The organism is Cupriavidus sp. 2TAF22 (assembly GCF_052115045.1).
In the GTDB taxonomy this organism is placed as follows: Bacteria; Pseudomonadota; Gammaproteobacteria; order Burkholderiales; family Burkholderiaceae; genus Cupriavidus.
The window spans coordinates 15,579-41,839 of record NZ_JBFRFX010000011.1; the positions used below are offsets into that span (position 1 = coordinate 15,579).

General features: G+C 67.4%; 23 protein-coding genes, 1 pseudogene and 1 riboswitch. Of the genes and pseudogenes, 15 read left to right on the plus strand and 9 right to left on the minus strand.

The window, feature by feature from the left end:
- The first annotated feature begins 2 nt into the window (after positions 1-2).
- The 4 genes and pseudogenes from AB4Z48_RS14815 (at position 3) to AB4Z48_RS14830 (ending at position 3,541) form a co-directional block, all read left to right on the plus strand.
- Entirely contained in the window at positions 3-938 is a 936-nt protein-coding gene (locus tag AB4Z48_RS14815) for a sugar kinase (protein WP_441615147.1), read from the plus strand.
- Between the two features lie 13 nt (positions 939-951).
- Complete coding sequence (locus AB4Z48_RS14820) at positions 952-1,158, plus strand: hypothetical protein (RefSeq protein WP_441615149.1); 207 nt, start codon at positions 952-954, stop codon at positions 1,156-1,158.
- Positions 1,095-1,694, plus strand: a pseudogene (gene eda / locus AB4Z48_RS14825) (bifunctional 4-hydroxy-2-oxoglutarate aldolase/2-dehydro-3-deoxy-phosphogluconate aldolase); the annotation flags it as partial. The gene AB4Z48_RS14820 and the pseudogene eda, both read left to right, overlap by 64 nt.
- A 125-nt stretch (positions 1,695-1,819) precedes the next feature.
- Positions 1,820-3,541: a phospholipase D family protein gene (locus AB4Z48_RS14830; RefSeq protein WP_441615151.1), complete on the plus strand. Its 1,722-nt coding sequence runs from the start codon at positions 1,820-1,822 to the stop codon at positions 3,539-3,541.
- A 105-nt stretch (positions 3,542-3,646) separates the two neighbouring features.
- Here the strand turns inward: AB4Z48_RS14830 and AB4Z48_RS14835 are convergent, their stop codons facing one another.
- The 3 genes from AB4Z48_RS14835 to AB4Z48_RS14845 form a co-directional block, all read right to left on the minus strand.
- Entirely contained in the window at positions 3,647-3,778 is a 132-nt protein-coding gene (locus tag AB4Z48_RS14835; RefSeq protein ID WP_006163387.1) for an entericidin A/B family lipoprotein, read from the minus strand.
- A 131-nt stretch (positions 3,779-3,909) separates the two neighbouring features.
- Entirely contained in the window at positions 3,910-5,250 is a 1,341-nt protein-coding gene (locus AB4Z48_RS14840) for a GGDEF domain-containing phosphodiesterase (protein WP_441615153.1), read from the minus strand.
- A gap of 263 nt (positions 5,251-5,513) precedes the next feature.
- Entirely contained in the window at positions 5,514-6,827 is a 1,314-nt protein-coding gene (locus tag AB4Z48_RS14845; RefSeq protein ID WP_441615154.1) for a hemolysin family protein, read from the minus strand.
- Between the two features lie 390 nt (positions 6,828-7,217).
- Between AB4Z48_RS14845 and AB4Z48_RS14850 the strand changes: the two genes are divergently transcribed.
- The 6 genes from AB4Z48_RS14850 to mdoH all read left to right on the plus strand — a co-directional run bounded on the left by AB4Z48_RS14850 (position 7,218) and on the right by mdoH (position 15,065).
- Positions 7,218-8,132 (plus strand): helix-turn-helix domain-containing protein, encoded by a 915-nt coding sequence (locus AB4Z48_RS14850; RefSeq protein WP_441615156.1) that lies wholly within the window; start codon positions 7,218-7,220, stop codon positions 8,130-8,132.
- 50 nt (positions 8,133-8,182) lie between these two features.
- A riboswitch (FMN riboswitch) is annotated at positions 8,183-8,331 on the plus strand.
- Positions 8,332-8,448: 117 nt separating this feature from the next.
- Positions 8,449-9,135: a 3,4-dihydroxy-2-butanone-4-phosphate synthase gene (ribB, locus tag AB4Z48_RS14855; protein ID WP_441615158.1), complete on the plus strand. Its 687-nt coding sequence runs from the start codon at positions 8,449-8,451 to the stop codon at positions 9,133-9,135.
- Positions 9,136-9,239: 104 nt separating this feature from the next.
- A complete protein-coding gene (locus AB4Z48_RS14860; protein ID WP_441615160.1) occupies positions 9,240-9,764 on the plus strand; it encodes a surface-adhesin E family protein in 525 nt (174 codons plus the stop codon).
- A 166-nt stretch (positions 9,765-9,930) separates the two neighbouring features.
- Positions 9,931-10,125, plus strand: coding sequence for a hypothetical protein (locus tag AB4Z48_RS14865; protein WP_441615162.1), 195 nt, complete (start codon positions 9,931-9,933; stop codon positions 10,123-10,125).
- A gap of 828 nt (positions 10,126-10,953) precedes the next feature.
- Positions 10,954-12,537 (plus strand): glucan biosynthesis protein G, encoded by a 1,584-nt coding sequence (locus AB4Z48_RS14870; RefSeq protein WP_441615164.1) that lies wholly within the window; start codon positions 10,954-10,956, stop codon positions 12,535-12,537.
- Positions 12,510-15,065: a glucans biosynthesis glucosyltransferase MdoH gene (gene mdoH / locus AB4Z48_RS14875; RefSeq protein ID WP_441615166.1), complete on the plus strand. Its 2,556-nt coding sequence runs from the start codon at positions 12,510-12,512 to the stop codon at positions 15,063-15,065. Before AB4Z48_RS14870 ends, mdoH begins: the two co-directional genes overlap by 28 nt.
- A gap of 83 nt (positions 15,066-15,148) precedes the next feature.
- On the opposite strand, the gene AB4Z48_RS14880 is transcribed toward mdoH, so the two are convergent.
- On the minus strand, positions 15,149-15,736 hold the full coding sequence (locus AB4Z48_RS14880; protein WP_441615168.1) for a hypothetical protein: 588 nt from the start codon (positions 15,734-15,736) through the stop codon (positions 15,149-15,151).
- A 294-nt stretch (positions 15,737-16,030) separates the two neighbouring features.
- Between AB4Z48_RS14880 and AB4Z48_RS14885 the strand changes: the two genes are divergently transcribed.
- Positions 16,031-17,251, plus strand: a complete 1,221-nt coding sequence (locus tag AB4Z48_RS14885; protein WP_441615169.1) for a Bcr/CflA family multidrug efflux MFS transporter — start codon at positions 16,031-16,033, stop codon at positions 17,249-17,251.
- A 25-nt stretch (positions 17,252-17,276) separates the two neighbouring features.
- Here AB4Z48_RS14885 and AB4Z48_RS14890 read toward each other — a convergent pair whose 3' ends face one another.
- Both AB4Z48_RS14890 and AB4Z48_RS14895 read right to left on the minus strand, forming a co-directional pair.
- Entirely contained in the window at positions 17,277-18,116 is an 840-nt protein-coding gene (locus tag AB4Z48_RS14890; protein WP_441615171.1) for a mechanosensitive ion channel family protein, read from the minus strand.
- Positions 18,117-18,337: 221 nt separating this feature from the next.
- Entirely contained in the window at positions 18,338-19,540 is a 1,203-nt protein-coding gene (locus tag AB4Z48_RS14895) for an ammonium transporter (RefSeq protein WP_441615173.1), read from the minus strand.
- A gap of 777 nt (positions 19,541-20,317) precedes the next feature.
- Between AB4Z48_RS14895 and AB4Z48_RS14900 the strand changes: the two genes are divergently transcribed.
- The 4 genes from AB4Z48_RS14900 (at position 20,318) to AB4Z48_RS14915 (ending at position 22,666) form a co-directional block, all read left to right on the plus strand.
- A complete protein-coding gene (locus tag AB4Z48_RS14900; RefSeq protein ID WP_020202816.1) occupies positions 20,318-20,599 on the plus strand; it encodes an HU family DNA-binding protein in 282 nt (93 codons plus the stop codon).
- Between the two features lie 197 nt (positions 20,600-20,796).
- Positions 20,797-21,282, plus strand: coding sequence for an acyl-CoA thioesterase (locus AB4Z48_RS14905; protein WP_441615175.1), 486 nt, complete (start codon positions 20,797-20,799; stop codon positions 21,280-21,282).
- Between the two features lie 25 nt (positions 21,283-21,307).
- Complete coding sequence (locus tag AB4Z48_RS14910; RefSeq protein ID WP_441615418.1) at positions 21,308-21,799, plus strand: CreA family protein; 492 nt, start codon at positions 21,308-21,310, stop codon at positions 21,797-21,799.
- 108 nt (positions 21,800-21,907) lie between these two features.
- Complete coding sequence (locus tag AB4Z48_RS14915) at positions 21,908-22,666, plus strand: SDR family oxidoreductase (RefSeq protein WP_441615177.1); 759 nt, start codon at positions 21,908-21,910, stop codon at positions 22,664-22,666.
- Positions 22,667-22,699: 33 nt separating this feature from the next.
- Here AB4Z48_RS14915 and AB4Z48_RS14920 read toward each other — a convergent pair whose 3' ends face one another.
- The 3 genes from AB4Z48_RS14920 to AB4Z48_RS14930 all read right to left on the minus strand — a co-directional run bounded on the left by AB4Z48_RS14920 (position 22,700) and on the right by AB4Z48_RS14930 (position 26,256).
- Positions 22,700-23,536, minus strand: a complete 837-nt coding sequence (locus tag AB4Z48_RS14920) for an acid phosphatase (RefSeq protein ID WP_441615179.1) — start codon at positions 23,534-23,536, stop codon at positions 22,700-22,702.
- 32 nt (positions 23,537-23,568) lie between these two features.
- Positions 23,569-25,332, minus strand: a complete 1,764-nt coding sequence (locus AB4Z48_RS14925) for a class I adenylate-forming enzyme family protein (RefSeq protein WP_441615181.1) — start codon at positions 25,330-25,332, stop codon at positions 23,569-23,571.
- A gap of 159 nt (positions 25,333-25,491) precedes the next feature.
- Entirely contained in the window at positions 25,492-26,256 is a 765-nt protein-coding gene (locus AB4Z48_RS14930) for an SDR family oxidoreductase (protein ID WP_441615183.1), read from the minus strand.
- Between the last annotated feature and the right edge of the window lie 5 nt (positions 26,257-26,261).

A 26,261-nucleotide genomic window follows, 5' to 3' on the forward strand; every position in this document is an offset into this window, starting at 1 on the left:
CCATGAGCATCGACATTCTCGCTTTCGGCGAGGCGCTGGTGGAATTCAACCAGCAGCCCGACGATCCCACCCGCTACCTGCAGGGCTTTGGCGGCGACACTTCCAACTTCTGCATTGCCGCGGCGCGCCAGGGTGCCCGCACCGGCTATATCAGCGCGGTAGGAGCAGACACCTTCGGCGAGCGCCTGCTGGCCTTGTGGACGCAGGAACGCGTCGATACCCGCCATGTGCGCATCGATGCGGGTGCGCCGACCGGCGTGTATTTCGTTACCCACGATGCGCATGGACACCGCTTCGACTACCTGCGCAACGGTTCGGCGGCCAGCCGCTACAGCCACGAAAACCTGCCGCACCATGCCATCGCCGAGGCGCGCTACCTGCATGTGTCCGGCATCAGCCTGGCCATCAGCACCCATGCCTGCGACGCCGGCCTGGCGGCCATGGAACACGCGCGCAAGGCCGGCGTGCGGGTGACGCTGGACACCAATCTGCGGCTGCGCCTGTGGACGCTGGCGCGGGCGCGCGGCATCATGCGCGAGGCCTTCGCGCTGACCGACGTGTGCCTGCCGAGCTGGGACGACATCACCGTGCTGACCGGCCTCAACGACCGCGATGCGATCGTCGATTACCTGCTGGGCTGCGGTATTGGCCTGGTCGCGCTCAAGCTGGGCGAGGAGGGCGCCTACGTGGCGACGCCCGAAGCGCGCACGCTGGTGGCCCCATACCCGGTGCGCCCGCTCGATGCCACCGGCGCGGGCGACTGCTTCGGCGGCAGCTTCGTGGCGCGCCTGGCGGCCGGCGACGATCCCTTCGAGGCCGCGCGTTATGCCAACGTGGCGGCGGCGCTTTCCACCACGGGCTATGGCGCGGTGGAGCCGATCCCGACCACCGACACCGTGCTGGCGCGGCTGGCGCAATCGGTATCGGTGATCGCGTGATGCCTGCGCCGGCATGGTCCGCGCGCGGCGGCTGACCTGCTCGCTGACCGACCTGAGATACCCGAAGTACCCGAAGTACCCGAAGTACCCGAAGTACCCGAAGTACCCGAAGTACCCGAAGTACCCGAAGTACCCGAAGTACCCGAAGTACCCGAAGTACCCGAAGTACCCGTCGAATTCTCTTCCGTCGATGAAGCGCTGCACGTCAGCGAAGCGCTGATCGGCGGCGGCCTGCCCGTGCTGGAGATCACGCTGCGTACGCCAGTGGCCATGGAAGCCCTCAAGGCGGTCGCTGCTGCCTTCCCTGACGCCGTGGTCGGCGCGGGCACGGTGCTCACGCCGGCCCAGCTCCAGGCCGTGGGCGAGGCGGGTGCGAAGTTCGCCGTGTCGCCGGGGCTGACGCCGGCGCTTGCCGTGGCCGCGCAAGGCGCCGGCGTGGCGCTGCTGCCGGGCGTGGCTACCGCCAGCGAGGCCATGGCCGCGCTGGAAAGCGGTTTTCAGTTCCTGAAGTTCTTCCCGGCCGAGGCCGCGGGCGGCATCCCGATGCTCAAGTCACTGTATGGCCCGCTGTCGCAACTGCGCTTCTGCCCCACCGGCGGCATCGACGCGGCACGGGCGCCGTCCTACCTGGCCCTGCCGAACGTGGTGTGCGTGGGCGGCTCGTGGGTGGTGCCGAAGGACGCCGTGGCCAAGGGCGACTGGGAACGCGTGCGTACCCTGGCGCGCGAGGCCGCCGCACTGCGCAAGGCAGCCTGAGCAGGCCCGGGGCGCAAGAACGGGCCGGTGCGCTCACTCCCTTTGTCCCCTGCGTCGGACAAAGGCGGATAGCCGCGCGCCGCGCCAGGCTCTAAGCTTGGGGTATCCCGACAGCCGGAGTCAGCATGCTGGCGCGTTTTGCGGTGACGGCGGCGGCAACGGCTCCGGATAAAGAGCGCGCGGCCTGCGGCCTGCGGCCTGGCGCCGCATGGGTACGCCGCTTCGGCCGCGCCCTGGCCTGCGCACTGGCGTTGTTCGCCCAGGGCTGCGCCAGCCTGCCGCAAGACGTGCCGCGCCAGCAGAGCGCTGCCTTGGCCGATTCCGGCGGCACGGCGCTGGGCCGGCTGGTGGCGCAGAGCTCGCCCGACCCGGCGCTGTCCGGCTTCCACGTGGTCGTCTCCGGCGAGGAAGCGTACGGCACCCTCATCACGCTGGCGGACCGCGCCACGCGCACGCTGGACCTGCAGTACTACATCATCGATGCCGACGAATCCTCGCGCGAGATCCTGCGCCGTGTGCGCGCCGCGGCTGAACGCGGCGTGCGGGTGCGCATGCTGGTCGACGACCTGCACAGCGACGGCAAGGATCGCGCCTTCCTTCGTTTTGCGCGTCACCGGAATATCGAAGTCCGGATGTTCAATCCATTCCCGGCCGGACGGTTTTCCAAGTTCACGCGGATGCTGTCGTCCGCGGGGGATATCCGCCGCATCAACCGGCGCATGCACAACAAGGCCTTTATCGCAGACAACGCGCTGGCCATGACGGGCGGGCGCAATATCGGCAACGCGTATTTCCTGCGCGCGCCTGACGCCAATTTCGTCGACCTGGACGTGATCGCCGCCGGGCCGGCCGTGCGGCGGCTGTCGGCGGCGTTCGACAGCTACTGGAACAGCCCGCTGGCGGTGCCGGTGGAGGAACTGGCCTCAAGCGAGGAGCTGGCGGCAGCATCGCAGCCATCCACGGGCACCGGCGCCGCAGCGGCTTCCGGCGCGGGTAGCGCAGCGGGCGCGGCCAGGCCCGAGCAAGCCCTGGTCGACGAAGAAACGGAACGCAAGCGCTTCGAGGCCCAGGGCATGACGCCCCCGGGCCGCATCGATGCGCGCGCCAGCTTCCTGGGCCGCCAGCTCGCCGGGGGCGGCAAGCTGCCGCTGGAGTGGGCCGCCGCCAGCGTGATGGTGGATACCCCGAACAAGGCCTCGCCCGATCAGGCGCCCGAAGGCACCGATACCATGGTGGAGGAGCTGGGACGCATGCTCAGCGATGCACGCCAGGAGATCATCCTGATCTCGCCCTACTTCGTGCCTGGCGATGCCGGCGTGGCATGGATGGCCAAGCTCGTCAGGCAGGGTGTGAAGGTAAGGGTGCTGACCAATTCGCTGGCCGCCACCGATGCGCCGATCGTTCACGTGGGCTACAAGCGCTACCGCGAACCCATGTTGCGCGCCGGCGTGGAATTGCACGAACTGAAGGCGCACCCTGGCCGGCCGCAGAAAGCCGTTGGGGACTTTTCTTCATCGCAGGCCAGCCTGCACGTAAAGGCCGCAGTGGCGGACCGCAGCAACCTGTTCGTGGGTTCGATGAATTTCGATCCCCGCTCGGCCAGCCAGAATACCGAAACCGGCCTGATCATCCACAGTCCGCGGCTGGCGCAGCAAGTGGCGCAGCTGTTTGCCGGCGCGATCGACGACAACAGCTACCTGCTGCGCTTGTCCGATGCGGGCGCGGTGCAATGGGTCGATGGCAGGGGGGACAAGATGGTGGTGCTGGACACCGAGCCGGATACCAGTTGGTCCAGGCGGCTGTGGATCGATGTGATGGGGCCGTTTACACCCGAAGAGCTTCTGTGAAGGGCGTGCGGTCCCGGGCCCGCATGCAAAAAAAGGCCGGCGTGCACTGACGCCGGCCTTTTGCCGCCAGGCGACCATGCGGGCGCCTGCGCGCTGTCGCTTGGCTTACTTGCTGCGGTCAGCCGCGCCTTCGAGCTTCTGGCCGCCCTTCTGAATATCCTGTCCTAGGCCGGCCATGGTATTGCAGCCAGCAAGCAGGGTGGCAAACAGAACGCAGAAGATCCATCCTTTTTTCACGCCAGACTCCTTTCGGTCGATTTGTTCGCCGCAATTCTACAGTTGTTGCGGCGAAGCATCCCAGTGCCTTGCATGGCTTTTTGTAACTTTTTCGCTGCGCAACGCAGTCGGGGTAACGCCGAAAATACGGCCTACGACTGGTCCATCAATTCGCGCGCGCGTGCGCAGATGGCCGCATGCGTCTGCGCCAGCCATTGAACGGGAAAGGGCTGCGCGAGCAGGTAGCCCTGCATGCTGCTGCAACCCCAGCGGCGCACCTCGGCCAGCTGGCGGCGGGTTTCGATGCCCTTGGCGCAGACCGGCACGCCAAGCCGGTTTGCCAGTTCGCAGGCGGCCTGCAAGCGCGCCACGGCGGCGTTCTCGTGGTCGGGGCGGTCGCTGATGCCGATGCTGCGCGCGTTGAACGTCACCAGGTCGGGCTGCAGCCGCTCCAGGGTTGCGCGGCTGGCGCTTTCGCCCGGGCCGCCGGCAAAGTCGCTCAGGACAAAGCGCAGCCCGGCGCGGCGCAGGGTGTGGAGCTTGCCGGCGGCCACGGCGTCACCCTCGGGCACGGCTGCGGCGGGAATCTCCATGCAGACCCGGGTGGGGTCGAGATGCTGGCGCTCGAGCGTGCGCAGCAGGGTGTCGATCAAAGGTGTGCCGTGCAGCTGATTGCTCGAGACGAGGAAGCCCAGCTGGACAGGATCGGCGATGCCGGGACAATCGAGCAGCGGCAGCGCGGTTTCCATCATCCAGCGCGCCACGTCGCCCATCAGTCCCAGCGCTTCGAGCGCGGGCAGGAAGTCGTGCGGGGCCACGCGGCCGAACTCCGGGCTCTGCCAGCGCAGCCGGACGGTGTAGCCGGAAACCTGGGCGGTGTGCAGCGAGGCGCGCGCCTGCAGGTTCAGCGTGAGCTGGCCGCGCGCCAGCGCTTGCGGCAAGGCCGCCAGCAGCGGGGAGGATAGCGGCGCGGGCGCGGCAACCGCGCAGCCGGCAACGCCGTCACCGCCGCGCTTGCGCACGCGCAGCATGGCGTCAAAGGCCTCGTGCACACTGCGCTCGGCAGGCTTGTGGGGATCGTCCAGCGCCACGCCGACACTGCACGACAAGAAGAGCTCGAAGCCGTTCTGCCGGAACTGCCGCGCCAGCACGGTGGCGATGCCGCGAGCCAGGCGCAGCGCCGCTTCCGGCGCGTCGGCCCCCGGCGGCAGCGCCACGATGGCGCCGATATCAGCGTTGCCGAGCCAGGCCAGATCGGCAGGCTGCGCGTGGGCGGCGACGCGCGCGGCCGCCTGCGCGCGCACGCCGCCCGCCAGTTGCGGGCCGAGCAACTCGCTGGCGTGGGTAAACCTGTCCAGGTGGATCATCAGCACCGCGAAGCGCTGGGTGGCATGCGCCTGCTGTCGCCGTGCCGCCAGCATGGCGGCGAAATCACCGGTTTCGAGCGGGTCCACCTCCGGTGTGCCGACGGTGCCGTCTGCGTCTGGATGCATTGGGGGGTCCCTGTGTATGGCGTATAGCGCTGTCTTGCCGCGCGGCGCCCGTGGGCGGCACGGCATCAGACCCGATCATACGGTAGACCGGGCACGCCCCGAAGCGCGCGGGATACAGGGATTGTGCGGAGATGCGAGGACTTGACGGAGATCAAGTTTCGAAGGCCCGGCGGCCCGCGGTGGCGGACCGGGCGCAGCAGGCGGGGGCGGGCAGGGCAGGCCGCGCGGCAGGGCGCCTGCCGCGCGCCGGGCAAGGCGGGGTGTCAGCCCGTGGTTTCCGCGTCGGCGCCGTCCTCGGGCGGCACCTGGGAGGCGAGCACCTTGTCGATGCGCTTGCCGTCCATGTCGACGATCTCGTACTTCCAGTCGCCCCAGCGGACCGTGTCGCCAGTCTGCGGCAGCCGGCCCAGCAACAGCAGCAGCATGCCGGACAGCGTGTGATAGCGTTCCTTGGATTCCTCCGGCACGTGGCGCAGGCCGAGACGGTCTTTCAGCTCGGGGATCGGAATCAGGCCATCGAGCAGCCACGAGCCGTCTTCGCGCTGCACGGCCCATTCCTCGCCAGCGCTGTCCGGCTTGAACTCGCCGGTGATGGCTTCGACCAGATCCTGCAACGTCACGATGCCCAGCACTTCGCCGTACTCGTCGATGACGAAGGCCATCTGGCCGCCCGAGGCGCGGAAGTTCTCCAGCAACTCCATGCCGGTCACGCTCTCCGGCACAAACACAGGGGACTGCAGCACGGCGGTCAGATCGGTGGGCTCGCCGCGCAGGCGGCGGGCCAGCAACTGGCGCGCGCTGACCACGCCCAGCATGTCGTGCATGCCGCCGCGCACCACCGGGAAGCGCGAATGGTCGGATTCCTCGATGCGGCGCAGGTTTTCTTCCAGCGGCACTTCCACGTCCAGGCACACGACGTCGCCGCGTGGCACCATCAGCGATGTGAGCTGGCGGTCGTCGAGGCGGAACACGTTGCGCACCATGGTGTGCTCGTGCTGCTCGATGACGCCCGCTTCCGAGCCTTCCACCAGCAGCGCGTGGATTTCTTCCTCGGTCACCGCCGGGCCACGGCCGCTCTTCACACCGAGCAGGCGCAGCACCAGGCGCGTCGAGCTGGACAGGAGCTTGACGAACGGCGTCGAGGCCACCGCCAGGAAGGCAATGGGGCGCGACGCCAGGCGCGCAATGCTCTCGGGGGCCATCTGGCCGAGTCGCTTGGGAACCAGCTCACCCAGCACGATGGAAAAATACGTCAGGCCCGCCACCACGATGGCGGTCGCCACATAGCCGGCGGTGGACACCTGCATGCCAAAGCCCTGAAGCCACATGCCGAGCGGCTGCGCCAGCGTGGACTCGCCGACCACGCCGTTGAGCACGCCGATGGAGGTGATGCCGATCTGGACGGTCGACAGAAAGCGGGTGGGATCTTCGCCCAGCTTGATCGCCTCGATGGCGCCGCGGTCGCCCTCCTCGATCTGCTTTTGCAGACGGGCCTTGCGGGCTGTCACCAAGGCGATCTCCGACATGGCGAACAGGCCGTTGAGCAAAATCAGCGCCAGTATTATGGCAATTTCCATCAGGGTGCGCGCCCTGTGCGCGCAGGAGTTATCGAGGCCCAAAGCATAACATTGCTGTGTGTCCGCACTGCTTCAGACCGGGCCGGTGTGCTGCATGCTGTCCTTCATGCCCCTTCCTTCTCTTTCAGCCAGGGCCATGTGCCGATGCGGCACGGCCGCGCCGCATCCGGAATCCGGACGTTTGCGCCCTTCGGATTTCGGACGGACCCGCCTCCTGAAGTCGGTGTTCTACTTGAAATTGTCGATATAACACATTGATAAATAACGAAGATTATCATGGGTGCCAGTGCCGGCGCAGCGCCTGTGGACGAGCGTGTCGCCGTAGCGCGCCCGGCGACGATTACCTTGCAGGTAATGGCTGCGTGGCGGCGGCCGTGCTGTAATGCCGTCATGGATACCTTGACCCCCAGCTCCGAGACCGCAACCGACTTCCCCGGGCTCTTGCGCTACTGGCGTGCCAGGCGCGGCTACAGCCAGCTCGCGCTGTCGCTGGCGGCAGGGGTGTCGCAGCGCCATATCAGCTTCCTCGAATCCGGCCGCGCGCGGCCGAGCCGCGAGATGGTGCTGTCGCTGGCGGACCGCCTCGGCGTGCCGCTGCGCCAGCGCAACCGCCTGCTGCTGGCGGGCGGCTTTGCCCCCGCTTATAGCGAGCACGGCCTCGGCGCGCCTGCGCTGCAGATGGTGCAGCAGGCGGTGGCGCTGATCCTCAGCAAGCAGGAGCCTTATCCGGCGGTGGTGCTGGACCGGTTCTGGAATATGCTCGACGCGAACCAGGCCTATCGCAACATGATCCGCGTGCTGCTGGACGGCCGCGAGCCGTCCACGCTGGAGCAGGGCAGCGGGCGCATCAACCTGATGCTGACGGTGTTCGACCCGCAAGGGTTGTGGCCGGTGATCGAGAACGCCCGGCAGGTCGGGCGATACCTGCTGAGGCGGGTCTGGCAGGAACTGCAGACGCAGGCGCAGGACCAGACTGCGCGCGCCATCTTCAGCCGCATTTCGTCCTGGCACCCGGACATGCTCGGACCCGGCGGGGTGCCGCTGGCCGACGACGAGGCCGCCGGCGGCACCCCGCCGCCGATGCTGCCGGTTGCAGTGGCCGCCGGCGGCTTCCGGGCCGCGCTGTTTTCCACGCTGACCACGCTTGGCATTCCGCAGGACATCACGCTGCAGGAAATGCGCATCGAATGCTTCTTTCCGGCCGACGATGCCTCGCGCCTGGCGCTGGAAGCGCTTTCCAGCCAGACCGCGGCCGCGCCGCAGCCGCCGGGGCGCGCCAGGCAAGCCTTGCCGCACTCGTGCTAACATTCCGCTGCCGGCGCGCCCGCCAGTCCATTGGCGGCGCGCCGGCATCGTTACGTCTTCAGGGCGGGGTGCAAGTCCCCACCGGCGGTATGTCACCACAAGGTGGCGAGCCCGCGAGCGCCCGCATTCCCGTGCGGGGTCAGCAGACCTGGTGAGAGGCCAGGGCCGACGGTCATAGTCCGGATGAAAGAAGATGGGCGGTACAACCCGGCTGGATGCCAGGCATGCGCGCGCTCGCGCCTGCCCGGTTGAATTTGCCTGTGTTTTTCCGCTGATCCCCTGGAACGCCCACTTATCGTGATTCAAGGAGCGTTTCATGCTGTCCCTTCCCACCCAGGAAAACCCCGCCGTTACCGTTGCCTTCCCGGCCGTCGCCGAGGCCGACGCGCGTCCGCTTGGCGAGCGTATTGCCCAGGCGCTGGAGGCCATGCGCGAAGGCCGTCCCGTGGTGCTGCTCGACGACGACGACCGCGAGAACGAGGCCGACCTGATCCTTGCCGCCGAACGCCTGACCCAGGCCAATATGGCCATGATGATCCGCGAATGCAGTGGCATCGTGTGCCTGTGCCTGACGCGCGAGAAGGTTGCCAGCCTGGGCCTGCGCCCGATGGTGGAAAACAACCGCAGCCAGTACGGTACTGCCTTCACGGTCTCGATCGAGGCGCGCGAAGGCGTGACCACGGGCGTGAGCGCGGCCGACCGCATCACCACCATCCGTGCCGCCATCGCCGACGATGCGGGCCTGGATGCCGTGGTCAGCCCGGGCCACGTGTTTCCGCTGGTCGCGGTGGACGGCGGCGTACTGGCCCGCCGCGGCCATACCGAGGGCTCGGTCGAACTCGCCCGCCTGGCGGGCCTGGCGCCGGCCGCGGTGTTGTGCGAGTTGATGAACCCGGACGGCACCATGGCCCGCCGGCCGGAGGCGCTGACGTTTGCCGAGATGTACCGCCTGCCGGTGCTGACCATCGCGGACCTGGTGGCCTGGCGCGAGCAACAGGGCTGAGCCCGGCGCCCGCCTGCGGAGCGGGCCTGGCGCGCTGTGCGACAATGCGGCCTGTTTTTTTGGTCCAAACGAGGGTCCGTCCATGTCCTTGCGCGCCGCTTTTCATGCTGTTGTCGTGCTCGCGGCCAGCAGCTTCTGCGTTGCCGTCCACGCCGAGCCGTCCACCGGCGCGGCCCGCCGCCGCGGGCCTGTATCAATGCCAGGGTAGCAACGGCGGCACCGTGTTCCGTTCCACGCCGCGCGAAGGCTGCTCGGTGTTGGCCGCACCCGATCCCGCCGCGCCCGATCCGCAGCGCTGGCTGCCGCTGATGGGCGCCAACGGGGTGGTTTCCTATTTCGACAAGACTTCGGTGCGCCGCCGTGGCGCCGAAGTCGGCGTGGCTGTCATGCGCAATGCGCCGGCCGGGGTGATCCGCACCGCCAGCGGCGAGCCGATCCGTTCTTCGCTCAAGCGCATGATCTTCAACTGTGCGACTTCCATGTATGCCGTGGTCGAGCAGACCCTCTATCCGAAGCGCTACGCGCGCGGCGAGTCGCTCTATACCATCAGCGCGCCACAGGCCGGCATGCCCCAGTCTGCCGCAGGCGGCACCATTGCCGGCGAACTGCTGAGCCGCCTCTGCCATTAGGCGCGCTGTCGCCCCGCGCGCTGCATGCTGCGTCGCAATGTCGATAGGCGGGACGGCGCGTCAACCCATCGCTTCCCTGTCCCGTTGCTGGTAGTGACGAAGCGCATCAGCCCAAAGCCACCACGGCCGCAGGCAGGCTTCTTTTACAGCGGACCAGGAGGCTGACATGAAGAAGTGGATCGTGATGTTGACGCTGGCCATGTTCGGTGCGGGTGCCTATGCCCAGGCTTCGGCGCCGGCCGCGCCCGCGGCCGGTGACAAGCCGGCGGCAAGCTCGGACAAGATGTCCAAGAAGCCGGCCAAAAAGAAGAAGAACCATGCGCCGTCCGATACCGACAAGATGATGAATAAAGGCGCCTGAGCGCCATCAGTGAGAGGCGACAGGCAGCGGGCACGCTCAGGCGCGTGCCTGCTGCCGCAATAGTTCGCCGCGCCGCCCGCGTCCGCCATGCCGTGCCGTTCCGGCGCGTTGCCGCGTATGCGCGGGTACCGGTGCCCAGTGGCGATATGCCATCCGGGGGGACTGGCGCCGAGGCGAAAATCCATCGAGAGGCTACGGCCTCTCTTTTTTTTGCGTGCCTCTCGCCGGACGGTGCACTGCACGAACGCCCGAGGTGCGCCATGCGCTCTTTCGGGGCATCGTGGCGCGTGTTGACGAAGCCGAATCCATATCCTAGCGTTGCAGTTTCGGGTTCCGCTCGCATCTCTGCACGACATGCCGGGCTGCGCGTGGCGCCCGCGTGTCGAGTTGTTTTCCCGCTCTGCCATGACCCAGGCCACAGCCTGCAAAGACCATCGGGCGTCCTTCGCGCGCCGTTGCGCCCGGATCCGGGTGCGGACGCTTCGCGAGTACGGATCCGATGTGATGCGCGGGGCGGGAGGCCATGTGGAATGCGGCTTTGAGCAGACTGGGGTTTCAATTTGTTGCAAACGTTGCGTGATCGAAACGTGACTTTGAAGACTCGAATTGTTAAGGTCCTATTGCGCATTGCAACAAACCTGTTACGTTGCTAAGACATTAGCGAAATGTTGCGCCGCGAGCCCGTCCGGGTTTGCGCAAGCGGCTCACCGAAACTGCCGCGCATCGTTGCGATCACCGCCTTTTTGTCGCCTGGCTGAACGATGGTCCGCCTCTTGCTGCGGACCCTTGTCCTGCCGTTGCCTCCAACCCCGCCTGCCAATGGCATCCATGTCCGATAACGCTACCTTGCCGATCTCCGCAAACGCCCCACGCCGCCAGCCGGCGCTTGCCAGCGCACGCGCCGCGCGCCTGGGCAGGTGGTTGTGCGGTGGCATGCTGGCAGTCTGCGCGGTGGCCGCGCATGCGTTCGATTTCGAGACCGTGGCGGCGCGGGCACACCAGCTGGCCGCGAGCCCTTACAAGGCACCGGCGCAAAACCTGCCGCGCGAGTTGCGCGAGCTGTCCTACGAGCGCTATCGCGAGATCGAGTACAAGCCCGAGCGCTTTCAGTGGCGCAATGCCAAGCTGCCTTTCGAGCTGTCCTTCTTCCATGAAGGCACGGTGTTCGACCAGCCGGTGCGCATCAACGAGGTGGTCAGTGGCAGCGCGCGCGAGATCCGCTTCGATCCTGCAGCGTTCAACTATGGTCCGCACAAGGTCGACGCCGCCAAGCTCAAGACGCTCGGCTTCGCTGGCTTTCGCGTGCTGTATCCGCTGAACCAGGCCAAGGGCAAGGACGAAGTGGTGTCCTTCCTCGGCGCGAGCTATTTCCGCGCGCTCGGCAAGGACCAGTGGTACGGCCTGTCGGCACGCGGGCTGGCGGTGGACACTGCGCTCAACTCGGGCGAGGAGTTTCCGCGCTTCGTCGAGTACTGGATCGAGCGCCCGTCGCCGGCTGACAAGCAGTTGACCATCTACGCGCTGATGGATTCGCGCCGCATGAGCGGCGCCTACCGCATCGTCATCCGCCCGGGCGCGGAGACCGCGATGGAGGTGAAGTCGCGGCTGTTTCTGCGCGAGAACGTCACCAAGCTCGGCCTGGCGCCGCTGACCAGCATGTTCCTGTTCGGCGAGAACCAGCCCTCGCCGGTGCCCGACTACCGGCCCGAGGTGCATGACTCCGACGGCCTCTCGGTGCAGCTCGGCACCGGCGAATGGGTGTGGCGCCCGCTGGGCAATCCCAAGCGTTTGCTGGTGACATCGTTTGCCGCCACCAATCCGCAGGGCTTCGGGCTGATGCAGCGCGACCGCGAATTCAGCAGCTACCAGGAGATCGGCGCATGGTACGAGCGGCGCCCGAGCGCTTGGGTCGAGCCCAAGGGCAACTGGGGCTCGGGCCGGGTGGAGCTGGTGCAGATCCCTACGCCCGACGAGACCAATGACAACATCGTGGCCTACTGGGTGCCCGACAACCCGCCCAAGCCCAGGCAACCTTTCGATTTCGAGTACCGCCTGCTGTGGCAGAAGGACGGCGAAAAACTGCCGCCGCTGTCGTGGGTGACACAAACGCGGCGAGGCCAGGGCCTGAGCCGCAAGCAGGACGACACCAGTTTTTCGCTGGTCGTCGATTTCGAAGGCCCTGCCTTCAAGAAACTGGCCGCCGACACCCGCATCGATCCGGTGATCTCGGCCGACAGCAACGGGGAGCTGCTGAACACTTCGACGCAGCGCAATGATGCAACCGGCGGCTGGCGCATGACGATGATCGTGCGTCGCAAGGACGAGAACAAGCCGGTCGAATTGCGCGGCTATCTTCGCAACGGCAATACAACCCTATCCGAGACGTGGAGCTACATCTTACCCCCAGGCTGAAGCGGCGCGCCGCCCCGGCGGCGGCATGCGAGCGCTATCTCGATCGCGTGCCGGTCTCGCCAGACCAGCGCCGCGAGCTGCTTAACAACATTACGGTCAGCGACAGCGCCGACACGGAGTCGGCCATGAACTTGCTGCAACGCCAACTCACCGCCAGGGACGGCGCTCAGCCGCCGGCTGGCGGCACCGCCTACGCATCGGTCGGGCGCCGCCTCAATCTCGCCTACGGCGCGCCGCAGGCCGCCGGCGAACCGCTGATCCAGCGCCATGACGACGGCACCGTGCATATCGATACGGGCCCGGCGCCCGAGCGTGCCTCGATGGTGCCGCGCGCATGGCCGCCGCATATCGTCACCGGTTTCCTGCGCAACCTGGGCCGCCGCATGCTCGGCCGCCCGCCGGTGCCGGAAACCTGGGACACCCTGCATGACGGCCCCGATGCCGAAGGCAAGTGGCACCCCGCCGGTGCGCACCGCCGCTGGGTGTTGCTCGGCCTGGTCACCGGGCAGACCGCGCTGGCGACGTATTTCATGACGAAGGTGCTGCCATACCACGGCACCGACCCGCTGGAGATCGCCGTGCTGGCGCTCTTCGCCATCCTGTTCTCGTGGGTGTCGGCCGGCTTCTGGACCGCCATGATGGGCTTCCTGGTGCTGGCCAAGGGCGGCGACCGCCACCTGATCTCGCGCTCGGCGGCGCAGGCGGGCCCGATCGCCGAGGAGGCGCGCACCGCGGTCATCATGCCGATCTGCAACGAGGACGTGAACCGCGTGTTCGCCGGCCTGCGCGCCACCTATGAATCGATGGAGCGCACCGGCGAGCTGGCGCGCTTCGATTTCTTCGTGCTGTCGGACAGCGGCAACCCCGACCTGCGCGCCGCGGAGACCGACGCGTGGATGGAAACCTGCCGCGCGGTCAATGGCTTCGGCCGGATCTTCTATCGCTGGCGCCGTCACCGCGTCAAGCGCAAGACCGGCAACGTGGCGGACTTCTGCCGGCGCTGGGGCAGCGCCTACCGTTATATGGTGGTGCTCGACGCCGACAGCGTGATGAGCGGCGAGTGCCTGAGCACGCTGGTCAAGCTGATGGAAAGCAACCCGGGCGCGGGCATCATCCAGACTGCCCCGCTCGCGGTGGGGCGCGAGACCATGTATGCGCGCGTGCAGCAATTCTCCACGCGCGTATACGGTCCGCTGTTTACCGCCGGCCTGCACTACTGGCAGCTTGGCGAGTCGCATTACTGGGGCCACAACGCCATCATCCGCATCCAGCCCTTCATGGAGCATTGCGCGCTGGCGCCGCTGCCGGGCAAGGGGCCGCTGGCGGGCGAGATCCTTTCGCACGATTTCGTCGAAGCCGCGCTGATGCGCCGCGCTGGCTGGGGGGTATGGATCGCGTACGACCTGGAAGGCTCCTACGAGGAGCTGCCACCCAATCTGCTCGACGAGGTCAAGCGCGACCGCCGCTGGTGCCAGGGCAACCTGATGAACTTCCGCCTGTGGATGAAGCAGGGCTTCCACGCAGTGCACCGCGCGGTATTCCTCACCGGCGTGATGGCCTACCTCTCGGCGCCGCTGTGGTTCTTGTTCCTGGTGCTGTCGACCATCATGCTGGCCAAGCACGCGCTGGTGCCGCCCGAGTATTTCACCCAGCAGTACCAGTTGTTCCCGACCTGGCCGGAGTGGCATCCGGAGAAGGCGCTCGCGCTGTTCTCGGCCACCGCCACGCTGCTGTTCCTGCCCAAGGTGGCAAGCATCGTGCTGCTGATGAAAGATGCGCGCAACTATGGCGGGCCGGTGCGGCTGGTGCTGTCGATGCTGATCGAGGTGCTGATGTCGGCCTTGCTGGCGCCGGTACGCATGCTGTTCCATACCAAGTTCGTGGTGGCGGCCTACAGCGGCTGGGGCATTACGTGGAAGTCGCCCCCGCGCGAAGATGCCGAAACCACCTGGGGCGAGGCATTCCGCCGTCACGGCCTGCATACCTTGCTCGGCCTCGCATGGGGCGGGCTGGTGCTGTGGCTGGATCCGAACTTCGTCTGGTGGCTGTTGCCGATCGTCGGCGCGCTGGCGTTCTCGATCCCGCTGTCCGTGCTGCTGTCGCGCGTGTCGCTCGGCCGCGCGCTGCGCCGCGCCAGGCTGTTCGTCACGCCCGAGGAAGCCAGGCCGCCGCGTGAGATGGTGGCGATGCAGGAGCACGTCGAAGCCGCCGGCGAGCCGCCGGCCTTTATCGATGCCGTGGTCGACCCGGTCACCAATGCGCTGATGTGTGCCACGGCCACGTCCCGCCTGATCCAGCCGGAAGCCACCAAGAGCGAGCGTGCCGCGCTGGTGCAGCAGGCCCTGACGGGCGGCCCCGACGAACTCAGCGCCGCGCAGAAGCACTTGTTGCTGGGCGATCCGTTCGCGCTGGCCAGGCTGCATGAGCTGGTATGGGGATCCGCGCTGGCGCACGCGCGCTGGAAGGAAACGCGCATCCTGCCGCGGCGCGCGGCCAATGTGGTGCCGCTGCGGCCGCGCCTGGCCTGATTCATCGCACGCCCTGGCATGCCGGCACCCTGCGGGGTGCCGGTTTTTTTTGCTCCGCGGATTCGGGGGGAGAGGAGCGTCGCCTAGCGCAATGCCGAGGCGCAGATCGGGGAGTTGATATAGACGTCGCCCACGCGGCGTTCGCTGCGTTCGTTGCGGGTCATGTAGCGGAACATCATGCTCACGCCCAGCTTAGTCAGGATTTCCACGTCGCGATTGGCGCAGATATTGCGCTGCAACGGCGCGGCATAGCTGAGCTCGAAGCTGGCGAGATCCAGCATCGGGCCGCGGTACTTGGTGAGTTCCAGCTGAAAGAGTACGTGTTTGCCGGGCACCGACTGGCAGCGGCGCAGGCGTGTTTCGCCGTCGATCTCGATGGGCAGCGCGTCGTTGAGCTGGCGGCAGGCGCGCGCCAGGATATTGTCCGGGCGCGCCGTGTTGCGCAGCAGTTCGGGCACGCCGGCCGCGCCGGTGTTCTGGCCGGTGGCCGCGCCCTTGAGCATCTGCGCCAGCGCTTCGGCCTCGTCAGGCGCCGCCGGGGCGGACGCGGCCGACACGGCGGCCTTGGCCGGCGCCGGCACCGGAGCTGGGGCCGCGTGCGCGCACGGCAAGCTGCCCGCGCCGGCAGCCAGGGTCAGTAAAGCGGAAAGCAGAGCGTATCTTGTTCTCATGCAGGAAAACGTTGCCGGAAACCGTGCCGGTGAGCGGGCTTCCGCGGTGCGTCGGGCTGCTTGACCGTCCGCCCCGGGCGGCCGACAGGGTGGCATTGTACCCTTGGCCCCGCTGGCGTTGAAAGCGGCACCCCGCGAACCGCGGGCGCGGGCCCGCATCATCCACGCTTGCCGCGCCGAATACGCAGCTTGTTACGGTATGCAACAATTACGTCTTTCGCCTCGCCTTGCGTGTCTCGCTTGCCCCTGGCCCTGCCGCTGCCGGCGCGCTTGCTAGTTCCTCTGGATGTCCCGATGACCCGTTCCACCCGCGCACCCCAGTCCGCGCGTTTTCCACTCTGGCTCCTGGTATGCGCTTCGCTGACAGCACTGGCGCCGCTGTCCATCGATATGTACTTGCCGAGTTTCCCCGCGCTGGCGGGCGATCTCGGCGTGGACATCGGCCGCGTGCAGCTGACGCTGGGCACGTTCCTGGTCGGGCTGGCAGTGGGGCAGGCCTTCTATGGTCCGATCAGCGATCGCTTCGGCCGCAAGCCGCCGCTCTACGTCGGGCTGCTGGTGTACGCTGCCGCGGCGGCCGGCTGCGCCCTCGCGCGGGATGTCGAAGCGCTGATGCTGTGGCGCTTCCTGCAGGCGCTGGGCGGCTGCGCCGGCATGGTGATGGCGCGCGCGGTCATCCGCGACCGGCTCGAAGCCCATGAATCCGCGCGGGCCTTTTCCTCGCTGATGCTGGTCATGGGCCTGGCGCCGATCCTGGCGCCGGTCATCGGCGGCGCCGTGCTCGGGGCGTTCGGCTGGCGCGCCATCTTCTGGCTGCTCTGCGGCAGCAGCCTGGCGATCCTGCTGGTGGTCCACCGCTATATGGAGGAATCGCTCGACCACGCCAGCGCCATGCCGCTGCGCCTCGGGCATGTGCTTTCCAACTACGCCCAGTTGCTGCGCGACCGCAGCTTCGTGGGCTATTCGCTGTCGGCCGGCTGCGGGCAGGCTGGCATGTTCGCGTATATCGCGGGGTCGCCGTTCGTGCTGATCGAGTTGCATGGCATCGCGCCCTCTCATTACGGCTTCGTGTTTGGTGCCAATGCGCTGGGCCTGATCGCAATGTCGCAGCTCAATGCGCGCCTGGCGCGCACCCGCCCGCTCGACCACGTGCTGCGTGCCGCGCTGGTGGCGCCGTGCGCGGCTGGCGTGCTGCTGGCCGCGGCGGCGCTGGCGGGCATGGCATCGCTGCCGGTGCTCCTGGCGGGCTTTTTCGTGTTTATCGCCAGCCTGGGCTGCATCCTGCCGAATGCCTCGGCGCTCGCCATGGCCCAGCAAGGGCACCGGGCCGGCACGGCCTCCGCGATGATGGGCACGCTGCAGTTTTCGCTGGGCACGCTCGCCGGCGCCGCGGTCAGCCTCTGGCGCGATGGCAGCGCGCTGCCGCTCGCGGTGGTCATGGCCGTATGCGGCGTCGGGGCCGTGGGCATGCGCATGGTCGGGCGCRCCGGCATGCAGGCGCAGCGCCACGCGTGAGCCGCGCCAGCGTGCCGGAGCACGGTCAGGCTGCGGCGTTGCTGCTGCCTTGCTGCAGGACCACCAGCTGGGCCGGCATCGGCGCGGCGTAGCCCGCCTCGCCAAAGCACTCGCGCATGAGGCGGTTGGTGTCGAAATACACCTGCCAGTAGTGATCGGTATGGCAGTAGGGGCGCACGGCCAGGACCGGCCCCACCAGGGTGAACTCGAGGATCTCGACGTCGGGCGCGGGTTCGGCCAGCACGTTCGGCAACGCGGCGATGCGTTCCTTGAGCAGGGCAATGGCAGCGGCCGTATCGGTGCTGCCGGACAGCTGGGCCTTCAGCTCGACACGACGGTAGGCGTTGGCGCTGAAGTTCTGGATGGTGTCGGCGAAGATCTTGTTGTTGCCGACCACCGTCAGCACGTTGTCGGGCGTGTCCATGGTGGTGGCGAACAGGCCGATCTCCCTGACAGTGCCTGTCACCCCGGCCACCGTGACGAAATCGCCCACCTTGAATGGCCGCAGCACCACCAGGAAAGCGCCCGCGGCAAAATTGGCCATCAGCCCCGACCACGCCATCCCGACGGCGATGCCGGCCGCTGCGATCAGCGCGGCGAAGGTGGTGGTCTGGATGCCGAAATAGCCGAGGATGCCGATCACCAGCACCACGTTCAGCGTGACCGTGACGATGGATCCGACATAGCGCAGCAGCGTCGGATCGACCTTCTGCTTGGACAACGAGCCCTGGACCAGGCGTACCACGACATGGATCAGCCAGCGGCCGATCACCCAGAAGGCGAGGGCGGCAAGGATCTTGACCCCGAATTCGGTCGCATAGGCGACCACGACATCCTGGAGCTTCTGCAGCGTTGTGGCATCCATCGCGTTCTCCCTTGCTGGCTCTTGCAGGTTCACAAGCAACGAACATCATGCAGCGGATGCCCGGGCGCGGCGAGGGCGTGACGCGGGGGCGGTCAAGGCATTATTGCTTTGCCGCGAGCGGAAGTTCAAGCACAAAATCGCGCGGCACGGCGGGCCTGGCTGGCCCGGCGTGCCGCGGCGGGAGCGGCGGGAGCGGCAGGCGGCTGCCTTGCCGCGTCGATCTACCAGTTGGTTTCGCGCTCCGGCGTGGCCGAGATGCGATGCAGGGACAGGTCGGCGCCGTTGTATTCGGATTCGGCATCCAGCCGGATGCCGACCACCTTCTTCAGCGTGCCATAGACCACGGTGCCACCCACGAGGGCGATGACAATGCCCAGCAGGGTGCCGATCGCCTGCGCGCCCAGCGAAACCCCGCCGATGCCGCCCAGCGCCTGCGCACCGAAGATGCCGGCGGCAATGCCGCCCCACGCGCCGCACAGGCCGTGCAGCGGCCACACGCCCAGCACATCGTCGATGTGCCATTTGTTCTGGGCCAGCGTAAACAGATAGACGAACAGCACGCCGGCCACGCCGCCGGTCACCAGCGCGCCCAGCGGGTGCATCAGATCCGAGCCCGCGCACACCGCCACCAGCCCGGCGAGCGGCCCGTTATAGGCGAAGCCGGGATCGTTGCGGCCGGCCGCCCAGGCGGCCAGCGTGCCGCCGGCCATGGCCATCAGGGAGTTGATGGCGACCAGTCCGCTGATCTTGTCGACGGTCTGCGCGCTCATGACGTTGAAGCCGAACCAGCCCACCGCCAGCACCCACGCGCCCAGCGCCAGGAACGGGATATTGGAGGGCGGGTGTGCGCTGATGCGGCCATCTTTCTGGTAGCGGCCGCGGCGCGCGCCGAGCAGCAGGATGGCCGGCAACGCGATCCAGCCGCCCATGGCATGGACCACGACGGAGCCGGCGAAGTCGTGGAAGGGCGCGCCGGCGACCGAGGCGATCCAGTCCTGCACGCCGAAGCGGTTGTTCCAGGCGATGCCTTCGAAGAAGGGGTAGACCAGGCCGACCAGGACGAAGGTCGCCACCAGTTGGGGATTGAAGCGCGAACGCTCCGCGATGCCGCCCGAGATAATCGCCGGGATGGCCGCGGCGAATGTCGCCAGGAAGAAGAATTTCACCAGCTCATAACCGCTTCTTTGCGCCAGCGTCTGGGCGCTGGCGAGAAATTCGACCCCATAAGCTACCGTATAGCCGATAAAGAAATAGGCGATCGTGGAAATCGCAAAATCCACCAGGATCTTGACCAGTGCATTGACCTGGTTCTTCTTGCGTACGGTGCCTAGCTCAAGAAAGGCAAAGCCCGCATGCATGGCAAGCACCATGATCGCCCCCAGCAGGATGAACAGGGCGTCGGTGCCGCTCTTCCAATTGTCCATACATTCCTCATGCTCAAAATGGGAGCACTGGTATGCAATATCCGTTCCAGTTTGAGCCAGGACGGTGCGAAAATTGCACCGAGTTGGTGGATCACGCACCGGATTGTCGCGCGCGGCCTGCCCGGAGCCCACGCGCCCCGGCGAGCGTGCAGCCGGGAAGCGGCGGATGACACGGCGGCGTGCGCCCGCGCCGCGCGTTCTGCTTGCGCCAATATGAGGCAATGCCTTGTTTTGGGGCGAAACATCTCACTTTGTATGCACCAAAAAGAGCGGTGTTACCATATTGGTGCAAAAAGCTGGCGAGCAGGATGGCCGGCGCAATGGCCGGCGCAATCGCAAGCCGAATCGCAGGCCGAATCACAAGCGCAATCGACTAACGCAATCGACTAGCGCAATCGACTAGCGCAATCGACTAGCGAAATCGCGGGCGCAAGACGCAGAGAATGTTCTGAACCCTCCGTCGTGCATGCGCACAGAGCGGCGCTTTGCCGTTGGCCGCGGGTGTCGGCAAATGCCAGGATCGCCGCGGGGCATCGCGGTCCTGCGCGCGTACGCATGTTCGATTTCCCGATACCGCCAGCAGCCGCATTTGAAAGCCCGGAAAAGGGGGGGTAAATTCCCCGCAAAGGCGCTTGACTCAAGGATTTGCGGCTTTTTTCGTTGCATTGGTGCCACTGGGGATTGCCCAATGCGTAAAGCGCAGATTAGACTGCGCCGATCGGTGATTTGCCGCGTGGCAGACACTCCGATGACGACGACCAACAAGGGAAATCAGCCATGAATAAAGGTGAACTGGTATCTGCCATCGCCGCTGACGCGGAACTGAGCAATGCTGCAGCAGAGCGCGCGCTGAATGCTGCTCTGGACAACATTAAGAAGGCGGTTGCCAAGGGTGATTCGGTAACGCTGGTGGGTTTCGGCAGCTTCGGCTCGGGCAAGCGCGCTGCGCGCACCGGCCGCAATCCGCGCACCGGCGAGACCATCAAGATTCCGGCCGCCAAGACGGTCAAGTTTTCCGCCGGCCAAGGCTTCAAGGACGCTGTGAACAAGAAGAAGTAAGCAGTTCGCGTCTGCAGCGCCATTGAAATGAGAAGGCGGCCTCGAAGGCCGCTTTTTTATTGTCCCGGCCGGCTGTCCGGGGCGCCTCCAGGCACGGCGCGGCGGCCGTTCCGGGTTACACTGCCGATCGTCGGCGCCGGCCCTCCGGCTGGCCTTCGCGGATCCGCCCGGCAGTTTCGAAAACCCGGATTTTCATCATGAATGACCTGTCCCACCAGCTTTCCATGACCGTGTTGATGACACCGGACATGGCCAACTTCTCCGGCAACGTGCACGGCGGCACCATCCTCAAGTACCTCGACATGGTCGCGTACGCCTGCGCCAGCCGCTACGCCGGGCGCTATGTGGTGACGCTCTCGGTCGACCAGGTGGTGTTCCGCCAGCCCATCCATGTGGGCGAACTGGTGACCTTCCTGTCGGCGGTCAACTTTACCGGCCGCAGCTCCATGGAAATCGGCATCAAGGTCATCACCGAGAACATCCGCAGCAAGCTGGTGCGCCATACCAATAGCTGTTACTTCACCATGGTGGCGGTAGACGACAATGGTGCGCCGGCCGAAGTCCCGCCGCTGCAGCCGCGCGACGAGGTGGAGCGCCAGCGCTTCGCCGCCGCGCAGCTGCGCCGCCAGCTGCGCCAGGAAATGGAAAAGCGCCATGACGAAATCACCGGCGCGGTGTCCTGAGGTGGAGGGAGCCGGCGTGCGTACCATGACGACCCGCCTGGCGGGCCGCGTTGCGCTGGCCGTGCCGGTCTTGCTGGCGGCGCTGCTGGCCCTGCCGGCGGCGCATGCCGAGGAAATCGGCAGCGTCAGCACGAACTTCCGCATGACGGGCTCGGACAAGGTGGTGATCGAAGCCTATGACGACCCGGAGGTGCAGGGCGTGACCTGCTACGTTTCCCGCGCGCGTACCGGGGGCATCAAGGGCTCGCTCGGCATGGCGGAAGACCCGCCCGAGGCGTCGATCGCCTGCCGCCAGGTCGGGCCGATCAGCTTCAAGGGCCCGCTGCGCCAGCAGGACAATGTGTTCTCCGAGCGCATGTCGATCCTGTTCAAGGCCCTGCACGTGGTGCGCACGGTCGACCGCAAGCGCAACACGCTGGTCTACCTGACGTATTCCGACCGCATCGTTTCCGGCAGCCCTCAGAACAGCGTGACGGCGGTGCCGGTGGCGGCGGACACGCCGATCCCAGTCAAATAGGCGCCCGACGAACACATCCCCCGCTTACCGCCGGCAAGCATTCCTATCCCGCCGACCGGGCACGCCAGCCAGCCCGTGGCAGATCCCATTATTTTTTCGGAGAACAGCATGAGTGAGCAAGGCAAGGTTGCACTGGTGACGGGCGCGGCCCGCGGCATCGGCAAGGCAGTGGCCCAGGCGCTGCTGTTGGCGGGCTACCGCGTGGTGTTTGCCGGCCGTACCGCCGAGCCGCTGGAAGTCCTGGCCGCGCAGGCGCGCGCCGCGGGCCATACGGCGCTGGCGGTGCAGTGCGACGTGAGCGATCCGGCATCGGTGGACGGGCTGTTCGGGAAGATTCGCGAGGAATTCGGCCGGCTCGACGTGCTGTTCAACAACGCCGGCATCAACGCGCCGGCGGTATCCATCGACGAGCTGTCGGTGGAGCAGTGGCTGGCCGTGGTCAACACCAACCTCACCGGGGTGTTCCTGTGCTCGCGCGCCGCTTTCGCGCTGATGAAGTCGCAGAGCCCGCGCGGCGGCCGCATCATCAACAACGGCTCCATCTCCGCGCACGCGCCGCGCCCCAACACGGTGCCGTACACGGCGACCAAGCACGCCATCACCGGCCTGACCAAGAGCCTCTCGCTGGACGGCCGCGCCTACGACATCGCCTGCGGCCAGATCGACATCGGCAACGCCGCTACCGACATGGCATCGCGCATGGCCCGCGGCGTGCCGCAGGCCAACGGCGAGATCGCGCCGGAACCGCTGATGGATGTGGCCCACGTGGCCAGCTCGGTGGTCCACATGGCCAACCTGCCGCTCGACGCCAACGTGCAGTTCATGACCGTGATGGCCACCAAGATGCCCTTCGTCGGGCGCGGCTGATCTCGTCCGGCCAGGGTACGGCCTGCCGCCAGGCTACTTGCCGCCCAGCGCCTCGCGCTCGGCCGCGCAGTCGCCGGCGGGCTTGAGTCCCCTGGCGCGGACGTCGGCAAGCTCTGCCTTGGCCGCGACCAGGTCGGCGCGGAAGAGCGGATCGGCATGCAACCGCGCCACGGTGGCCGCGCCCATGATGCGGCCCTGCATGGCGTCGCTTTGCCAGTGCACATTGCAGACCAGCCGGCTCTGGCCGTACGCCAGGCCGCGCGCGAGGATGGCATCGGACTGCTGCGGCGAAGTCTCCGCCAGGATCAGCGCCCACGCCCAGCCAATGGCGTTGTGCCCGGACGGGTAGGAACCGTCCTTGACCAGCTTGGGTTCTTCATCCGGTGTACAGGTTGGCTCGTGGTTGACCATGAACGGTCGCGGCCGCACGTATTTGTCCTTGACGCCGTAGGTCGACAGACCTGCGTCGGCCAGTGTGCGGCGCAGCAGCAGGTAGAGCCGCGGCGTCTGCTCCTGCGACACCGGCGCATCCAGCGCGCAGGAAAAGATCTGCGCTGCCCGGGGGAATCCGAGGTTGGCGTCGACGGCGGCCTGGCGCCAGCGCGCGGTGCCGCGCAGGGCCACGCTGGCGCGGGCGGTCTCGTCGTCCATTGCCTGGGCGGCGGAGCCCGGCGCGGGCGGCGGCGGCACCAGCTGCAGGCTGTCGGGGCGCGCCTCGGCCGGCAGGTAGCCGGCCAGGATACCCGGGCGGATCTCCGGCACCGGGGCGGCAGCGCTGCCCTGGCCCTGGCCGGCACAGCCGGCCGCGAGCAGTGCGGCGGCCAGGACCGGCAGCGCCGCGCGGCATGTGGATGATGGATGGCGATGCATCGGCATGGTCTCCCGTGGTGCGGTCGTGATTGTCAGGCCGCGGCGTCGAGCATCTTGCGCAGCGTCGATTTCAATATCTTGCCATTGGCATTGCGCGGCAGCATCTCCGGGCAGAACACGATCCGCACCGGCACCTTGAAGGCGGCCAGCCGCTCGCCCACGAAGGCCTGCAGTTCCGCTTCCGTGACCTCGGCCCCGGGCTTGAGCGCGACCACGGCGGCCGGCTCCTCGCCCAGCGTGCGGTGGGCAATGCCGACCAGCGCCGCGTCCATCACCGCCGGGTGGTCGTAGAGCGTGCTCTCGACCTCGATGCAGTAGATGTTCTCGCCGCCACGGATCAGCATGTCCTTCATGCGGTCGACGATATACAGGAAACCATCGTCGTCAAGCCGCGCGATGTCGCCCGTCTTGAGCCAGCCGTCGATGAATGTCTGCGCGGTGGCTTCGGGCTTGTTCCAGTAGCCGCGCACCACGTTGGCCCCGCGCACCATCAACTCGCCGGTCTCGCCGACGGGCAGGCTGCGCCCGCGTCCGTCGACGATCTTCATCTCGCCGATCGGCAGCGCCGGGCCGCCGCTTTCCGGCCGCGCCACGTATTCCTCCCCGCTATGGCTGGTGAAGGTGGCCGAGGTCTCGGTCATGCCCCAGCCGATGCCGGGCGCGGAATGCGGGAACACTTCGGTGATGCGGCGGACCAGTTCGGCCGAGGCGGGCGCGCCGCCGTAGTTCATGTTCTCGAGCGAGGACAGGTCGAAGCGCGCGCGCTCCGGATGCTCGATGATCTGCCACGCGATGGTGGGTACGCCGCCAGCGGCCGTGCAGCGCTCGCGCTCGATCAGTTCCATGGCGCGCACCGGTTCCCAGCGGCGCATCAGGACGATCTTGGTGCCGTTGGCCAGCGCGCCATTGAGCACCGCCATGCAGCCGGTGACGTGAAAGAAGGGCACCGCCAGCAGCATGCCTTTTTGCGGCGCCTCCGGATCCGGCGCGGGAATGGCTTCGCCGCGCCGCAGGTAGTTGCGGATCGGGCTGAACAGGCCGGCTACCGCCACCGTGGCCGAATTACGGTGAGTACCCAGCGCGCCCTTGGGTTTGCCGGTGGTACCGGAGGTGTAGAAAATGGTGGCGTCGTCGTCGGGCTCGATGCCGATGTCCGGCACGGGCAGCGCGGGCAGGCCAGCCCACTGGTCCGGGGTGCCGACCAGGCTCTCCAACGCGGCGATACGCGTGTCGCCGTGCGTGTCGCCGTGCGCGGCGCCGCCGGCACGGCCGACGTAGATCCGTTCGACCGCGGGGCAGCCCGGCAAATGCTCCAGGATACGGCCCAGGCGCTCGGCGTCGACGAAGGCAATCTTGCTGCCGGAATCGGCCAGGCCATATTCCAGCTCGGCGCCGGTCCACCATGCGTTGAGCGGCGTGATGATGGCGCCGGCCAGCAATGCGCCGTAGAAGATCACCGGCCACTCCGGCAGGTTGCGCATGGCCAGCGCCACGCGGTCGCCCTTGCGCACGCCGTCGCGGATCAGCGCGTGAGCAACGGTCAGCGCGGCGCGGCCGAACGCGTCATACGACACGCGTTCGTCCTCATACACCACGAAGATCTTGTCGCCCAGCGCGCAGGCTTGCAGGAACAGCTCGCGCAGCGTGGGCGGCGCGTTCTTGAAGACGGTGGTGGGAATGCCGCGGATGACGCGCGTCTCGGTTTCGAATGGAGCGCCGGGCGCGGTGAGGCGGGCATGCGCCTCGGCCAGGCTGATGGCCGGCCAGGACGTAGCTGCTTGCGATTGGTTCGACATCGGTGCCTCCCTGACTGCATGGCAGGATGGACCCCGCCCGGGCGCACCGGCGCCTGGGAAGGCGCCTCACGCCGGGAGCGGGAGCCCGGATGGGAACAGCGGGAACAGCGGGAACAGCTTGGGCAGCGCGCAAGGCGGGAACGGGCGTTCCCGCGCGGATCAGATCGTCACGCCGCCGTCCACCACCATGGCCTGGCCGGTCATGAAGGTGCTGGCCGCGGAGGCCAGGAACACCGCGGCGCCGGCGATCTCCACCGGCTCGCCGATGCGGCGCAGCGGGGCGCCCTGCGTGGATTGCTTGTAGCGCTCCGGGTCTTCCCACAGCGCGCGCGCGAAATCGGTCCTGATCAGGCCCGGGGCGATGCAGTTGACGCGCACATTGTGCGGGCCGAATTCCACCGCCAGGTTGCGCGCGAGCTGGAAGTCGGCTGCCTTCGACACGTTGTACACGCCGATGGTGGGCGAGCCGCGCAGGCCGCCGATGGACGACACGATGATGATGGAGCCGTCGCGGCGCTCGATCATCTGCGGCGCCACCATCTGGATCAGCCAGTGGTTGGAGATGACGTTGTTGTCCAGCACCTTGCGGAACTGCTCGTCGGTGACGCCGCTCATGGGCCCGTAGTAGGGATTGGAGGCGGCATTGCAGACCAGCACGTCGACCTTGCCGAAGGTGCGGTTGGTCTCGTCGACCAGGCGCTGCAGGTCTTCCTTGGAGGAAATATTGGCCGGCACGGCGATCGCGGTGCCGGCGCCATGCTTGGCGTTGATGGCGTCGACGACTTCCTGGCAGGCTTCGGCCTTGCGCGAGGAAATCACCACCTTGGCGCCCTGTACCGCCATCTGTTCCGCGATGGCGCGGCCGATGCCGCGAGAAGAGCCGGTGACGATGGCAACCTTGCCGGTCAGGTCGAACAATGACATGCGTG

What these genes read in the sequence shown, in the direction of transcription:
- ribB (WP_441615158.1), top strand. Translation starts at nt 8,449, where the DNA reads ATGCTGTCCCTTCCCACCCAGGAAAACCCCGCCGTTACCGTTGCCTTC.
- AB4Z48_RS14860 (WP_441615160.1), top strand. Translation starts at nt 9,240, where the DNA reads ATGCTGTTGTCGTGCTCGCGGCCAGCAGCTTCTGCGTTGCCGTCCACG.
- AB4Z48_RS14830 (WP_441615151.1), top strand. Translation starts at nt 1,820, where the DNA reads ATGCTGGCGCGTTTTGCGGTGACGGCGGCGGCAACGGCTCCGGATAAA.
- AB4Z48_RS14850 (WP_441615156.1), top strand. Translation starts at nt 7,218, where the DNA reads ATGGATACCTTGACCCCCAGCTCCGAGACCGCAACCGACTTCCCCGGG.
- AB4Z48_RS14890 (WP_441615171.1), bottom strand. Translation starts at nt 18,116, where the DNA reads ATGGATGCCACAACGCTGCAGAAGCTCCAGGATGTCGTGGTCGCCTAT.
- AB4Z48_RS14900 (WP_020202816.1), top strand. Translation starts at nt 20,318, where the DNA reads ATGAATAAAGGTGAACTGGTATCTGCCATCGCCGCTGACGCGGAACTG.
- AB4Z48_RS14905 (WP_441615175.1), top strand. Translation starts at nt 20,797, where the DNA reads ATGAATGACCTGTCCCACCAGCTTTCCATGACCGTGTTGATGACACCG.
- AB4Z48_RS14840 (WP_441615153.1), bottom strand. Translation starts at nt 5,250, where the DNA reads ATGCATCCAGACGCAGACGGCACCGTCGGCACACCGGAGGTGGACCCG.
- AB4Z48_RS14845 (WP_441615154.1), bottom strand. Translation starts at nt 6,827, where the DNA reads ATGGAAATTGCCATAATACTGGCGCTGATTTTGCTCAACGGCCTGTTC.
- AB4Z48_RS14920 (WP_441615179.1), bottom strand. Translation starts at nt 23,536, where the DNA reads ATGCATCGCCATCCATCATCCACATGCCGCGCGGCGCTGCCGGTCCTG.
- AB4Z48_RS14820 (WP_441615149.1), top strand. Translation starts at nt 952, where the DNA reads ATGGTCCGCGCGCGGCGGCTGACCTGCTCGCTGACCGACCTGAGATAC.
- AB4Z48_RS14815 (WP_441615147.1), top strand. Translation starts at nt 3, where the DNA reads ATGAGCATCGACATTCTCGCTTTCGGCGAGGCGCTGGTGGAATTCAAC.
- AB4Z48_RS14870 (WP_441615164.1), top strand. Translation starts at nt 10,954, where the DNA reads ATGTCCGATAACGCTACCTTGCCGATCTCCGCAAACGCCCCACGCCGC.
- AB4Z48_RS14925 (WP_441615181.1), bottom strand. Translation starts at nt 25,332, where the DNA reads ATGTCGAACCAATCGCAAGCAGCTACGTCCTGGCCGGCCATCAGCCTG.
- AB4Z48_RS14910 (WP_441615418.1), top strand. Translation starts at nt 21,308, where the DNA reads ATGACGACCCGCCTGGCGGGCCGCGTTGCGCTGGCCGTGCCGGTCTTG.
- AB4Z48_RS14865 (WP_441615162.1), top strand. Translation starts at nt 9,931, where the DNA reads ATGAAGAAGTGGATCGTGATGTTGACGCTGGCCATGTTCGGTGCGGGT.
- AB4Z48_RS14895 (WP_441615173.1), bottom strand. Translation starts at nt 19,540, where the DNA reads ATGGACAATTGGAAGAGCGGCACCGACGCCCTGTTCATCCTGCTGGGG.
- AB4Z48_RS14915 (WP_441615177.1), top strand. Translation starts at nt 21,908, where the DNA reads ATGAGTGAGCAAGGCAAGGTTGCACTGGTGACGGGCGCGGCCCGCGGC.
- AB4Z48_RS14930 (WP_441615183.1), bottom strand. Translation starts at nt 26,256, where the DNA reads ATGTCATTGTTCGACCTGACCGGCAAGGTTGCCATCGTCACCGGCTCT.
- AB4Z48_RS14880 (WP_441615168.1), bottom strand. Translation starts at nt 15,736, where the DNA reads ATGAGAACAAGATACGCTCTGCTTTCCGCTTTACTGACCCTGGCTGCC.